This is a genomic window from Chryseolinea sp. T2, assembly GCF_037203685.1.
Classification (GTDB): domain Bacteria; phylum Bacteroidota; class Bacteroidia; order Cytophagales; family Cyclobacteriaceae; genus Chryseolinea.
Genome location: NZ_JBBCAU010000001.1, coordinates 996,132 through 1,010,355, shown reverse-complemented (window position 1 = coordinate 1,010,355; position 14,224 = coordinate 996,132). Strand labels below are relative to the sequence as shown.

The 14,224-nt window shown below is 47.2% G+C and carries 8 protein-coding genes; 6 read left to right on the top strand and 2 right to left on the bottom strand.

What is annotated here, in order from left to right:
- Positions 1 to 101: 101 nt before the first annotated feature.
- Both WBG78_RS04140 and WBG78_RS04135 read right to left on the bottom strand, forming a co-directional pair.
- On the bottom strand, positions 102 to 4,250 hold the full coding sequence (locus tag WBG78_RS04140) for a hybrid sensor histidine kinase/response regulator transcription factor (RefSeq protein WP_337325108.1): 4,149 nt from the start codon (positions 4,248 to 4,250) through the stop codon (positions 102 to 104).
- Between the two features lie 138 nt (positions 4,251 to 4,388).
- On the bottom strand, positions 4,389 to 6,713 hold the full coding sequence (locus tag WBG78_RS04135; protein WP_337325107.1) for a T9SS type A sorting domain-containing protein: 2,325 nt from the start codon (positions 6,711 to 6,713) through the stop codon (positions 4,389 to 4,391).
- Between the two features lie 326 nt (positions 6,714 to 7,039).
- Here WBG78_RS04135 and WBG78_RS04130 point away from each other — a divergent pair, with 326 nt between their 5' ends.
- From WBG78_RS04130 to WBG78_RS04105, 6 genes are all read left to right on the top strand, one after another.
- Positions 7,040 to 8,209, top strand: a complete 1,170-nt coding sequence (locus WBG78_RS04130) for a dipeptidase (RefSeq protein ID WP_337325106.1) — start codon at positions 7,040 to 7,042, stop codon at positions 8,207 to 8,209.
- Between the two features lie 27 nt (positions 8,210 to 8,236).
- Positions 8,237 to 9,778: a phytoene desaturase family protein gene (locus WBG78_RS04125; protein ID WP_337325105.1), complete on the top strand. Its 1,542-nt coding sequence runs from the start codon at positions 8,237 to 8,239 to the stop codon at positions 9,776 to 9,778.
- Positions 9,779 to 9,868: 90 nt separating this feature from the next.
- Positions 9,869 to 11,578 carry a choice-of-anchor tandem repeat GloVer-containing protein gene (locus WBG78_RS04120; RefSeq protein WP_337325104.1) on the top strand — a complete coding sequence of 570 codons (1,710 nt, stop codon included), beginning with the start codon at positions 9,869 to 9,871 and terminating at the stop codon, positions 11,576 to 11,578.
- Between the two features lie 150 nt (positions 11,579 to 11,728).
- Positions 11,729 to 12,796, top strand: a complete 1,068-nt coding sequence (locus WBG78_RS04115) for a linear amide C-N hydrolase (RefSeq protein ID WP_337325103.1) — start codon at positions 11,729 to 11,731, stop codon at positions 12,794 to 12,796.
- Positions 12,797 to 12,841: 45 nt separating this feature from the next.
- Positions 12,842 to 13,738, top strand: a complete 897-nt coding sequence (locus WBG78_RS04110; protein ID WP_337325102.1) for a helix-turn-helix domain-containing protein — start codon at positions 12,842 to 12,844, stop codon at positions 13,736 to 13,738.
- Between the two features lie 52 nt (positions 13,739 to 13,790).
- Positions 13,791 to 14,138: a DoxX family protein gene (locus tag WBG78_RS04105; protein WP_337325101.1), complete on the top strand. Its 348-nt coding sequence runs from the start codon at positions 13,791 to 13,793 to the stop codon at positions 14,136 to 14,138.
- The last annotated feature ends 86 nt before the right edge of the window (positions 14,139 to 14,224 follow it).

Genomic DNA, 14,224 nt, shown 5'->3' with positions numbered 1-14,224 from the left:
CAAATGTTGCCGGAATCGATTGTTCGAAACGGGTGTTAATTGTGATAAAAGAAGGGGTAAATGTGGAAATCTGACCCGCTAAAACGTTTGTAGGCGGCGTTTTAAGGATTTTGAGACTCCACTTGCCTGATGTAATCGGAAGGCGACACACCAAACTCTTTCGCGAAACACTTTCTGAAATACTTGAGGTCCGAGAAGCCAACCATGTACACAACCTCGAACACTTTATATTGATGCGTGCGCAACAATTTCGCCGCCTCCTGCATCCGCAACGAACGCACATACTCAACAGGCGACAGACCGGTAAGCATCTTCACCTTCTTATACACCAGCGAACGACTCATATTCAACACATCCGCAAGTTCATTGATGTTGAAATCGGTCTTGCTGAGGTTCGCTTTCAGCTGATCATATATAGAGTGAAGAAATTTCTCATCCATCGCATTCCTCTCCTGCTCAGGTTCTGGCTGCGACGTCTCCATAAAGAGGTTGCGATAGAAACGCATGAGACTTGTGCGCGACTTAAGGAGGTTAGATATGGTGAGCGATAGTATCTCAGGGCTAAACGGCTTGGTCATGTAGGCATCTGCACCGATCTCGATCCCTTCCTTCTGATGTTGCAACGAAGTGCGCGCCGTGAGCAGAATAACCGGAATATGACTCGTCCGCACGTTTTGTTTCAGCTGACGACAAACCTCGATGCCCTCAATTCCAGGCATCATGATATCGCTGATAATCAGATCAGGATGTTGCGTCTGCGCGATCTCCAGTCCCTCCGTTCCGTTTTCTGCTTCAAGAACACTATAGGTGTCAGACACATATTCCTTTATAAATCCACGAATCTCTTCGTCGTCTTCAATGATCAATACAACATTTTCATTCTTGCGATGTGGCGCTCCATCTGCCAGCTCACCCATGTCGTCATGACCATTAACAACAGTAGCAACAGGGTTGTCTTCCGGTTCTGAGGTTACAAATGTCACTTCACCCTCATTGAAATGGGCCTTGCCCAAAGGTATTTTGATGCTGAATGTAGACCCTTGCCCTTCTGTGCTCTCGACATAAATATCTCCCTTATGAAGATGCACAAGCTTTCTGGCAAGCGACAATCCTATCCCCGAGCTCATGGCAACTGAGTTGTCACCCTTGTAAAACCATTCAAAGATGCTGCTCATGTGCTTCTTTGATATACCCATCCCGTTGTCGCGTACTTTAATGACAATTCTTCCTTGCGGATACTTATCTGAAAAATGAGAACCAACGGTGACAGTGATTTCGGTCCCTTCGCCTATGTATTTGAATGCATTGGAGATGATATTGCTGATGACCATCTCAAGCCGCTCGCGATCAAACCAGACCCGGACTTCTTCCTGTTCAGCGTGAAACGTGTAACGAACATTCTTCTTTTCTGCAAGATCGTTGAACATTGAAAAGATCTCACCGGTAAACGAAACAACATCGTCTTCACGTACTTTCAGCATAACACTGCCGCTTTCGATCTTCCGATAGTCGAGCAGTTTGTTAATGAGCTCAAGCAACTTATGCGCATTTCGATGAACCATCCGCAGCTTTCGTACATGCGGTGAATTGAGAGACTCCCGTGACAATAACTCCTCCAACGGACCAATAATTAAAGTCAAAGGCGTTCTGAATTCGTGCGAAATCTCGGTGAAGAAGGTAAGCTTCTCCATTGCCATTCTCCGGTCATGCTTGCGTTGTGCCTTCTCAATCTTTAGCCGCTTTCGAAGACTTATCTGGCGACGACTGACCCGATAGATGAGAATACCAAGCAGCATTGCCGTTGCGAAATACAAGGCATAAGCCCAGGGCGTACTCCAAAACGGAGGCTCGATTACAACGGTAAGCCTGGCGTATTCGTCCGACCAGCGATCGCTCTCGTTCGATGCCTTCACTTTAAACACATACTTACCGGGTTTCAGATAGCGATACGTGGCCGTTCGTTGATTGCCTACGTAATTCCAGTCGTCGTCGAGCGCCTCCAGCTGATATGCATATTTCATCCTCTCTGTGTGACTATAGTCCAGACCGACAAATTCCAGAGTTATAACCGATTGATCATGACTAAGCGTGATCTCATCCGTCTTCGAAATCACCTTTGTCAATATGGGCTTACCACTAGCCCTGTCTCCCAATGATACCGGCCGATTAAATAGCTGCAGGCCAGTGATCATCACTACTGGCTTGTTGACATGTTCTTCCATTTGCTCGGGGTGGAAAACATTGAGTCCCTGAGTTCCACCGAAGCACATATAGCCCGCTATATAATTATAGAGTCCGGACCCTGGATTAAACTGACCTTCCTGCAAACCATCAATGGCCTGATAGTTAGTGAACCTGCGCGATCCCGGATTAAAACGCGATACGCCGGTATTTGTGCTTACCCAACACTGGTTGTTATTGTCAATGAGTATTGCATATATAGTATTGTTGATGAGTCCGTCCCTCTCTGTGTAGTTGCGCAGATTCTTTCTTTTAGGGTCATACTGATATAAGCCTCCACCGGCAGTGCCAACCCAGAGATTATTTTGTCTGTCGAGGGCAAGCGAGTACACAATCCGATTGTTCAGTTGGCCACGCGGATCCTCTTCTCCAAAATAATGCTCCAGCTTTCCACTCGCGGGTTCAAAGCGATGTACACCATCACCATAGAACCCAAGCCATAAACTGCCACCTTTATCTTCTATTATCGTTCGGATGTCTCCACTATATAGAAGGTCGGGTAGCCCTGCCGGTGTAGCGTAACTTTGGGATTGCTCATCAACAAGGCAAATGCCACCACGGTTTGTGCCTATCCACAGCCTGTGCTTGCTGTCTTCAAAAATTGCACGGATGTCGTAGCCGCCGGAGCGAACAGCGTCAGTGCCTTTGAACGCATAATGCACAAATGCATCGCGCTGCTTGTCATAGCGGTACAGCCCATGCGAATAGGTGCCGAACCACAGTCGTCCTTTGGAATCGCAAAGTGCCGCTTGTATAGCGTTGTCTTCAAGACTGCCCGGCTCTCCGTCAGCAATGAAGTGCCTCCGGTCCTTCCCCGACTGTTCCTTTACAATCAGTCCATTACCATCTGTTCCCAGCCAGAGATTTCCATCATGGTCGTAACAAATGCCATAGTAAGAGACAAGGCTCATTGCCGATTGGTTATACAACGGTGTCTGTACGCGCGCAAACTTTTCTTTATCATGACTGATCATGTAAAGGCCGTCACCGAACGTTCCTAACCAGAGGTTCTTGTTTTTGTCCTCATAGAAGCACTGAATCGTGCGCTTAGAAATATCGTAGTCGGCAAGATGCGTATGGCGGGTGAAGATGAAGTCGTTCGGCTGTCGTGTGTTAAACTGCCGCAGATCCAGTTGATATAGACCTGAGCCCTGCGTACCTATCCAAAGATTGTCATTGCTGTCAACAAGCAATGCAAAGATCCCCTTGCCGGAAACCTCAAATCTGGGATCATCAAAAGTATAGAACTTGTTCTGCTGCCGCAGGTAGACGGTTATGCCTTTCGAAGTTCCTATCCAAACGTTGGTGAACCTATCTTCGACAATCGTGCGCACGTTTGCCGACGGCAGTTGTTCCTGGTCTGAAAGCATCCCGATCCGCTCACCTAGTTGTCCGTTCGATACCTTGTATACGTTCAGCCCCCCGTTTTGAGTGCCGATCCACAGGAAGCCAAGCTTGTCTTCGTGTATCGCAACGGTGTGACTACTCGATAGTGAAGAGGCAGAAGCAACGTATGGCGTAAATTGTTTCGTGGTTTTATTGAACGACGCCAGCCCTTCTGCATACCATGCCACCCAGAGATTTTTGGATGCTCCCTCCGTAATGAAGCTAACATCATTGATGGCCGACTTGCCTGTATATCTGAAACGCTTAAATGATTCCCTACCGGGATCAAAACTCAACAAGCCGTTGCGTGACGATATCCAAAGTGTATCATTCGAATCGCGAAAAAGAGATTGGATGAAATTGTCCGAATTGACCTTGCCATCGCCCTGGTCCTGCTTGAACACTTTGAAGTTGTAGCCATCAAAGCGGTTAAGGCCATCCTCAGTGGCTATCCATATCATATTGTCCGCGTCCTCGACAATACTATTCACAACTCCCTGCGAGAGACCGTCGCGAATGCTGTAATGCTTAATGAGCGGGTTGGGCTGGAACTGAGCAAAGCCAATATTTCCCGTGACGATTCCCAGGCAAACACACCAAACCAACTTCGACACTCTTATCATAGGGTCCCCGGTCCAACAGTGCCGGTTTATACGCCGCATAAATCTAGTGCATTCGTGTGCATGCGCATAAGAACCACGATGCATTTATGGGGTACGGTTGGATATTTCGGGAGGGGCAGATGTGGAAAGGGGCCTATTTCAGCGCTTGATGATCCCCCGACGATAGTCTATTCTCCCATTTGTGGCCCTGATAATATAGTACCCCGAATGGAGATTTGTGACGTCCAGCGCGCCACCACGAGCATCGGTCATTTGGTTTTTTTGAATGACATGACCCATCATGTCGTATATCACAATGGTAGCCGGACTTTGCGCTGACATGCTGATTTCCACATTCACAATGTTGTCAACAGGATTGGGAAACACTGTGAACGATTCTTGACCTGGAAACTCAATAGCAGTAACAACGTCCTCAACAGTAAAGTCAACAGTGCTTGTTGTAGTCTGTCCAAGCGCCATCACAACAATTTTACCCGTTGTAGCGGTCGAAGGTACGGTGACCGTTAGTGTCGTGGCAGTAGCACTAACAACTTTTGCCGCTACACCATTAAAGGCAACCGAATTTCCATCCGGAGTAGTGTCGAAGTTATTTCCGGTGATGGTTACCGTGGTTGAAGGTGGACCACTCAGGGGTGAAAATGAAATCATCTTAGCTGCAAAGTCTGAGAGAGATCTGACCCAGATGCTTTGATGTCCTGTGAATCCACCAAAGAGTTTGTCATTGTATACGAACAGGGCAGTGTTACTTCGCGACGAAAGCCCCGCACCCCCATGCACGAAACTGCCGCCGGAGTCCTTTGACCACATTACGACATTGTTAGACAAAGACTCACCTAAAAAAATATTTGCTTCCTTTAACTCTAAAGAAGTCTGGCCCGAGATCGAACCAACGTTCAGAGTTTGCCAATTTGCGCCACCATCAACAGACCGAAACAACTGGTGGAACAGCACATAACTAATTTTGTCGCCGTCTGCCGCAAGCGTCATAAGGTAGTCTCCGCCTGACGTATTCGACTTCAGCAAAGTCCAGGTGGCGCCGTCGTTGGTTGACTTATATAGTGACGCGTCCACGCCAGCATACAAAATTCCATTTGTAGATACCAGTGCACCCACCATCGAGCTCGCAGGTAAGTTGCTCGTTAATTCGGTCCAAATAGAGCCATCAGTGGTAGAATAAATTCGTGTACCCTGATCAGGTCCGAAATTTGAAAAACCGGCAAGGATCTTATCCTTGTGCTTAACAAATTTTGTTGGCATGTGATTTATCGGAATTCCATTATTGGAAAACTCCCAGTGATCCCCATTGTCATTGGAGACGTATACTCCCTTTTGTGTCGCTGCGTATAGCCTTGTACCATCCGATAACAAGTTCAGCACATAAATCCCGGTACCCGTAAGCTCGGTTCGTGCCGACCGCCATGTGACACCTTCGTCGGCCGAACGAAACACACCGGCATTGGTACCTGCATAGATATTGCCATTAGAAGAAATAAAACATGATACCTGTGGATTGTTAAGGCCTGAATTAACTGCCGACCAGTTATTTGCGTTGCTGGCAACATAGATACCTGTATTTGTTCCGGACAATACTTTTCCTCCATGAACAACAAAGGCATACACACTTGTTTCATCGGGCAACGCATCACTCGATAATGTCCAATTCGACGCCTGAGCGTCTGCCCGATAAACACCCTTCGTGGTAGCGGCAAGAATCTCATCACCGTATGAAAACAGTCTCGTCACACGTACGTCCACGGGCAGTCCGTTGGACACAATTGACCAGTCTGACCATCCGCCCTCATTAAGCGTCGATTTTCGTACTTCGTTTCCTGCCGATACATATAGAGTCTCACCTTTAATTATGACCGTCGTTGTTGCAGAGATGTTTGCACCGACTCGCGTCCATGACGTACCGTCGTTCTTACTTTCATATACACCGTCACCGGTTGAAACAAAAATGCTGTTCTCGTTGCTTGTAAAAGACCATACAGTATTGTTATTGGAAAGTCCACTATTGGCCAAATTCCAGCTGCCACCATTGTTGGACGATGTATAAACTCCCACTGAGGTTCCGGCGAAAATTCTGTTATGAAATATATGCACGGCTCGAACCGCGCTGGTTATTTCTGAACCTGCTTTTGCCCATGTCTTACCGCCATCTTTTGAGCTGAACATTCCACCAAAGTTGGCACCTAAGTACAGATTAGCACCTGATCCTGTCACGCACCTTGGCTGAAAGTCACCGATGCCAAGCGAAATAGGTCTCCAGAATTGTCCGCCATCTCCTGACACGTACAAGCTCGCGGACGTAGCCGCAAAAATGTTCACGCCATCCGAATACAAATCAGAAACCTGTCCTCCCTCGAGGCCATCGCTTTGAGGCTTCCATTGTGATAACGCTGGGACTATACTACAAATGATGAACGAAATCGCCATGCAGGCGATGGAGAACCTATGCTTCATATGGTGGAGATGACTGACATCGATCAATGTGCCGGCATGAGGACTTTACAGAATAACCGCCGATACAACCTTATGCATAATAAGCAACACTAACTTAATATGCCACGCGCTTTGCATGTAAATATTACACAATGATCGACTTGCGAATATTCCAGGCGTTGCGGGCCGGCAATTCAATCGGGAATAGAGCTTTGTCAATTTGCATTCGGATTCAAGGGCAACTCTGACATCGCAACTTCATAGTCAGGCAATGCATAGAGTTTGGATCCAAATGGCTATTTTGGGTGTTACCAACTCATTCTGAACCAAAACCTGAATTCTACCCTGTGAACACGAAATTCCTGCTCATTTTCCTCCTTTTCGCCTCTTACACGTACGGTCAGTCATACAAACAGATCCATCAAAAGGCCATCGTCGTCGATACTCACAATGACATTCTTATGAAGGCCGACGACCAGAAACTTGTATTTGACCAGGACTTGCGTGGGAAAGCAAGTACCGACCTTAAGCGATGGAAAGAGGGTGGCCTCGATGTTCAGGTGTTTTCTGTATACTGTGATGGTGCCGCTGAAAAACCCTTCGCCTATGCCAACCGTGAGATGGACATCCTGGATGCAGTTGCTGCACGCAATCCCGATAAGATCGTAAAGGTGTTTAACTATGCAGAGTTGATGAAGGCGGTAAAGCAGGGAAAGATCGCTGCCATGTTTGGTGTAGAGGGTGGCCACATGATTGAAGACGACCTCAACAAGCTTGAAGCACTTTACAAACGCGGAGCAAGATATCTCACATTGACTCACAACGTAGCACCGTCGTGGGCTACAAGCGCTGCCGATGAAACAACAAAGCCTGATCTTCCTCACAAAGGACTTACTGATTTTGGAAAGCAGGTAGTGCAACGGATGAATCAACTGGGAATGATGGTTGATGTTAGTCACGTCGGCGAACAAACGTTCTGGGATGTAATCAAGCTTACCTCAAAGCCAATCATTGCTTCTCATAGCTCTGTTTATGCACTCACATCACACAGACGAAATCTGAAAGACGATCAGATAAAAGCAGTAGCCAAAAATGGAGGAGTGATTCAGATAAACTTCAATCCCGGATTTATCGACAGCACATTCAGCAAAAAGGAAAATGCTTTTTTCAAGAAGCACGCCGCTGAAAATGATTCACTGATGAAAAGTGGTATGGATGATTTCTATGCCTCTGATTATTTGTTCCACAAATACGCCGACGAAGTAAATGCAATTCGGCCACCACTTCCCCTGGTGATCGATCACATTGATTACATCGTTAAGCTGGTCGGCGCCGACTATGTCGGACTCGGTTCTGACTTCGACGGGATCACCCTCAACCCACGTGACCTTGATGACGTGACCTCATATCCTTTGATTACTAAAGCACTGGTTGAAAAAGGATACAGTGAAAAGGACATTGACAAAATTCTTGGAGGAAACTTTCTGAGGGTCTTGAAAGCAAATGAAGCACGGTAAAAGGATACGCATGTTTATATCGGAAACATGAGCACGAAAAAATATGACGTGGTGATCATCGGCGCAGGGCACAACGGCCTGGTCGCTGCGGCATATCTCGCTAAGGCTGGCAAGCGTGTAATCGTTCTCGAAGCTAACTCAGAAGCCGGCGGAGCGACAACCAGCGTGCGCGCGTTCCCCGAATTCGACGCTCACCTTTCACGGTATTCCTATCTCGTTTCGCTGCTTCCCGATAAGATCATCAGGGATCTCAATCTCAACTTCAAAACCATTTCCCGGAGTGTAGCGAGCTTTACCCCATTCTCTGACGAGCGCGGACATCGTGGTCTTCATATTTCAAGAGTTTGGGATGACAAAACATCGGCATCTTTCGAAGCAATGAAGCTTGGTCGTGAAGACATGAAGGCATGGAAAGCATTTTATAGCGATACGGCTGAATTCGCCAAACGTATAGCACCTTCGTTACTTCAACCTCTTCCGACACGTTCGTCACTAAGAAATGAGATAGGACTTAATGCAACATGGGACCAGCTTATCGAAAGTCCAATTGGTAACACTATTACTGCAAGATTCAGAAGCGATGTTGTACGCGGCATCGTACTTACCGATGGACTGATAGGCACATTTGCATCTGCATTCTCACTGCAGGCGAATAAGTGTTTTCTTTATCACATCATAGGAAACGGCACCGGAGAATGGAAAGTCCCCCAGGGAGGAATGGGACAACTCACCGAAGAGCTAATGCACGTAGCACAAAAATCGGGAGTGACTGTTCAGCTAAGTAGTCGTGCAGCGAAAGTTGAAACCTCGGCGACTGAAGTAAGCGTCACACTGAGTGACAATACTTCTGTTGTTGGAGACTATCTTCTCTCCAATGCCGCTCCTCAGGTGTTGTCAAAGCTCCGTGGACAAGTTGCAACGGACAGCCTGGACGGAGCGCAGCTGAAAGTGAATATGCTGGTGAAACGATTGCCTGCACTAAAATCCGGTGCTGATCCCCTGCACGCATTTGCAGGAACATTTCACGTGAATGAAGGCTTCGACCAGCTCGAAGAAGCCTACCAGCAGGCATCGTCAGGAGAGATCCCATCGCCGCTGCCATTGGAGTTGTATTGTCATACGTTGACCGACAACAGCATAATGAGTCCGGAATTGCAGCGCAGGGGATATCAATCACTCACACTCTTCGGCCTTCACACACCGGCTGCACTCTTCGACCAGCATCACGACAACCAAAGGAAAACTGCCCTGAACGCTGCACTCGCTTCATTAAACGAGTGGCTTGCCGAACCAATCGAGTCGGTACTTGCTCAATCGAATAATGGTGAGCCGACTATTGAAGTAAAAACACCTCTGGATATAGAAGCTGCTATTGGCATGCCACGAGGAAATATCTTTCACCGCGACCTTAGCTTTCCTTTCCGCGAAGATGATGCTCCTCCCGGCTGGGGTGTAGAAACTGATCATCCGAAAATCTTCATCTGTGGTGCCGGTGCTATTCGGGGCGGCGGTGTAAGTGGCATTCCTGGCCACAACGCAGCGATGGCCGTCATCAACGATCGCCGCTGAATTGAATATATCCGTTCGGGTCTTTGCTGAACTCAGCGTGAATCGATAAATTCACTTGCTCCCCAAAAAAGATCCTTCACCTTAGCCACTATGAATACCCTCCGTAATCTCGTCCTCGGTTGTTTGCTCCTATCTGCCCAATCCGGAATTTGCCAGGACAAAATCCTGGGTATGACGGCAACGGGTGGCGAACATGACTATGGTGTCATCTACACCACCAACGCGGATGGATCAAACTATCAGGTCATCCATCACTTTGACAGTATCAATGGATCGTTACCGGAAAGCAAAATGCTCAAAGCTCCAAACGGCAAATTGTATGGCATAACTCACAGTGGTGGACGACATAATGGAGGAGTGATCTTTGAAATCGATCAGAACGGAGCATACCACAAAAAGACTGAGCTTGAATACTATGCAACAGGATCAGGCGCAATGGGTGGACTCACCTGGGCTCCCAATGGCAAATTGTATGGCGCGGCCTGGTCAGGCGGCGTCAATCACGATGGAACGATCTTCGAGTATGACATTGTAACGAACCGCCTTCGTAAGGTGGCAGATTTCAGCAATGAGGCGCTTTCTACGGGTGTCTTTCCTTTTGGCTCATTGGTTCTCGCTTATGATGGTAAGTTATATGGAACAGGCTATGAAGGTGGCAAGTACACGCTTGGTGTTATCTTCGAAGTTGACCCGAACAAAGGAACACTAACGAAAAGATACGACCTGGATTTTGTTACAGGCAATAGACCTCCGTTCAGTCTTACTCTTGCTACAGATGGAAAACTCTATGGCATGGCCGGTGGTGGCGGCGAATATGGCTTCGGTACAATCTTCGCCTTCGATCCTGCTACCGGTAATTGCGAGAAACTTCACGACTTTGATGGTCCGAAAACCGGATCGAATCCCCTGGGTACTTTGACGCTCGGATATGATGGAAAGCTTTACGGCACTACTTCATGGGGTGGTCAATACAACGACGGTGTCATTTTTGAGTTTGATTATCATACCCGAACACTTGTTACCAGATTCGAATTCGATAGCAACAGCAATACTGGGAAGGCTCCCCGGGGCGGCTTGCTTCAATCGTCCAATGGTAAGTTTTATGGAACCACTGAACAGGGAGGAACAACTAGCCAGGGCGTTCTTTTCGAATTCGATCCTCACACAGATGCCTTTGCAATAAAGCGCGATTTCTCAAGACCGTCAGGCGGAATGCCGCAAAGCTGTGAGTTGATATTGGTGCGGAATCGCGACGACAGAGCCTTTCAGGCAATCCAGTTTGAACCATTTGAGAAGGTTTCATTGGAGGAAAAGCAAATCAAAATGCCACCGACAGCAACCAGTGGATTGCCCATAACCTATTATAGCTCGGATCCCGACATCGCATCAGTATCTGAAAATGTATTGTCACTTAATAGCACCGGAACAATAACAATAACGGCAACGCAGTCCGGCAACGCCAGCTTCCAGCCTGCTCCCGATATCGCACGGGTGATAACGGTTGACAATGAGTCGAGAACTAATCTGATCACTGGAGCAGGTGTTTACGATGCGTCCTTCAATGTCGTGCTGAGAGAGAATCCTTTTCATGGCACGCTGAAACTGCAGGTGAACTCCCCCCGACAGACATCGGCTTCTATAACCTTGTACACAATAACCGGTCAGCGTATTCATGAAGCGACAGCGGAAACCAACGCACCGGTTGAGCTTCAGACGAATGCTAGCCCTGGCCTCTATCTTCTCGATGTCCAAAGTCCTCACGGGCGAAAGGTTCTTAAGGTGTTTTGCCAGAACCCTTAGCTTTAACGCCTTCGGGACCCAACGCCAATGAAGGCGTCACTGTCTTCGAAATCAGCTCAAATTTCAAAGAATGTCGGGTAAATGACGGGTAAACTCCTGGTCTAAAAATTGGTGAGCATCAGTGCCCGGTCTACCATTGTGTAAAAAATTATGAACCTCACCACGATCCTCCGCCTCCCGGTAATTGCCTTTCTGTGCGTTTGCGGCATTTCATCTGAAGCCTGTACAACGTTCTGCTTTCACAATAAAGATCAGCTCATCTTCGGGAAGAACTTTGACTTCTACATGGGCGACGGACAAATCATAGCAAACAAGAGGTCCATATCCAAGACATCATTTCCAATGCCGGGTGAACCTACCATCCAATGGACTTCGAAGTACGGAAGCATTACTTTCAATCAGATTGGACGGGAATTTCCCTTTGGCGGCATGAACGAGAAAGGTCTGGTAGTAGAGCAAATGTATCTGGCAGACACCGGTTATCCTGAAACTGATAACCGTGCCGGCCTGGCTGAACTGCAGTGGATTCAATATCAACTTGACAACAGTGCGACCGTTGATGAGGAATTAGCCACCGACGCCGTTGTGAGAGTCTCTAAACATTCGGCTCCCATTCACTTTCTCATTTTTGATGCAAAAGGAAATACTGCTGCGCTGGAGTACATCAACGGAAAACTGGTAGTAAGAAAAAACGGAGATCTTGAAGTATGTGCGCTCACCAACGACACCTATAACAACAGCTTAGATTATTACCATTCCGTAAAGGACACGAACATGCCGACCGGATCATCTTCATTTGAAAGATTCGCTATAGCCGGAAAGATGCTCGGAAACTTTGATGTGAGCAGACCGGTGGACTATGCTTTCGGTATTCTCTCTGCATCAGCCCAGCCTGAACTTACTTTCTGGAGCATTGTTTACGACGTGAAGAATTTAACCATTCACCTGCAAACGCGGAGTAACACGAACAGGCGTCAACTCAACCTTCGCACATTCGACTTTGCGTGCAGCTCACCCGTTATGTTTGCAGACATTGATACGAATTTAAAAAGTGCTGGCGATTTCAAGCCTTATTCGCCATCCTCAAATGCAGAAATTATCCGGCGTGTTTTTAGAATACTGTCAACCAAACCATTGTTTGCTAACCTGATTCCAAAAGAAGAAGAACAACGGGCACTGGCCACTTACCCGGAAACCACTCATTGCTCTCGACCATAATTTGGGCGACCTTCAGGCATACTTTCCAGGACAACTCATACGAACATGAAGCAACCAGACCTTGGCAAGAAATTAACTGAACTCCGAAAGAACCGCGGCCTCACTCAGGAAGAGCTGGTCGAACGCTGCAACATCAGTGTTCGAACAATTCAGCGGATCGAAACCGGAGAAGTAATGCCACGCAGCTATACGATAAAGACGATCGTCACTGCTCTGGACTACCCGTTCGAAGAAATCTTCGGCACTTCCAATGATGAAACTCAAAGTATTAATCACGAGCACAATGAAGATACGGCTAACGCGGATAAAGTTCCGATCACTGCAACAACATCCACATCAACCAATACTCAAAGACTAAGAGTTGCCCTGGTGTTCGGCTTCATCTATTTCATCCTCACGTTTCCCGAAGCATTTGCCGAATACTATCGCTTCAGCACGGACCTGATTGTCTTCGGCGACACACCTTATACACTGCTTAAGATCCTGATTGGAATTTCGTTTATTATATTTCAACTAGGATACGTCCATATAGGAAAACTTGTTGATAACTATCTGATCCGTATCGCGGCAACTACGCATATCGTCATTACCGCTGCCATCTGCATATATGATGTCATCTCAGTATACCTCGTTCATGATCGCACGTTCTCGATCTTCACTATCGCCATGTTGTATGGATCGATTGGTCTGCTGTATGGCTATGCGATTATTAAACTGCGACGCGTGTTGGGTGTCATTGCGTTCATCGCCGGCGCATTGGAGATTCTGTCAGCCTGTCTTTTCCTCACTGTTGTATTGATTCCACTGGCCGATGTCATCAATATGTTCGCTGAGCTGCTGGAAGTGATTATCGTCTTCAAGGTCTTTGACATGCTAAAAGAGCCGGTGACCGGAACGGTTCAGAGAGATAGGTCATCAGCAGCAGCGAGTTTGCAAAGGTAAAGTGTCTTTGATGAGATCGGATAATGTTATATTTAGAGAAATGTCTCTCGTCATGGTTTTGAAAATCATCAATGGTATCCTGATAGCTGTTGCCGTATTCATGGGCCTCAAACAAGGCTGGGCGATGCTCTCGGGCAAAGAGGAAATGCTCACCATGTTTGGCAAATGGCATTTCAGTAAAACTGCGGTTGCCATCAACGGCGCAGTAACGATCATCAGCTCCCTGTTGATCCTCTTCCCAAAAACATTTCTGTGGGGTAACTTCGTTATGGCCGCCAGCATACTCCTGATCATTTGCTTCCACCTGCTGGAGAAAGATCTTAAAGGTATGGCGATAGAGTTGCCGTTCTTTTTCCTCAATCTCATCATCATCTATTTGGGCCATCCTTTGAAGAGCTAAAAATTTCTAAGGACTGAAATTGATACGTTATCAAACCAGAATAGTCAAAAAACTGCCGGATGCTACAGCACTATTTCAGATCAGAA

Bases quoted from the DNA above. Each gene is read 5' to 3' on its own strand.
- WBG78_RS04125 (WP_337325105.1), top strand. From the start codon at position 8,237: ATGAGCACGAAAAAATATGACGTGGTGATCATCGGCGCAGGGCACAAC.
- WBG78_RS04115 (WP_337325103.1), top strand. From the start codon at position 11,729: ATGAACCTCACCACGATCCTCCGCCTCCCGGTAATTGCCTTTCTGTGC.
- WBG78_RS04140 (WP_337325108.1), bottom strand. From the start codon at position 4,250: ATGATAAGAGTGTCGAAGTTGGTTTGGTGTGTTTGCCTGGGAATCGTC.
- WBG78_RS04135 (WP_337325107.1), bottom strand. From the start codon at position 6,713: ATGAAGCATAGGTTCTCCATCGCCTGCATGGCGATTTCGTTCATCATT.
- WBG78_RS04120 (WP_337325104.1), top strand. From the start codon at position 9,869: ATGAATACCCTCCGTAATCTCGTCCTCGGTTGTTTGCTCCTATCTGCC.
- WBG78_RS04110 (WP_337325102.1), top strand. From the start codon at position 12,842: ATGAAGCAACCAGACCTTGGCAAGAAATTAACTGAACTCCGAAAGAAC.
- WBG78_RS04105 (WP_337325101.1), top strand. From the start codon at position 13,791: ATGGTTTTGAAAATCATCAATGGTATCCTGATAGCTGTTGCCGTATTC.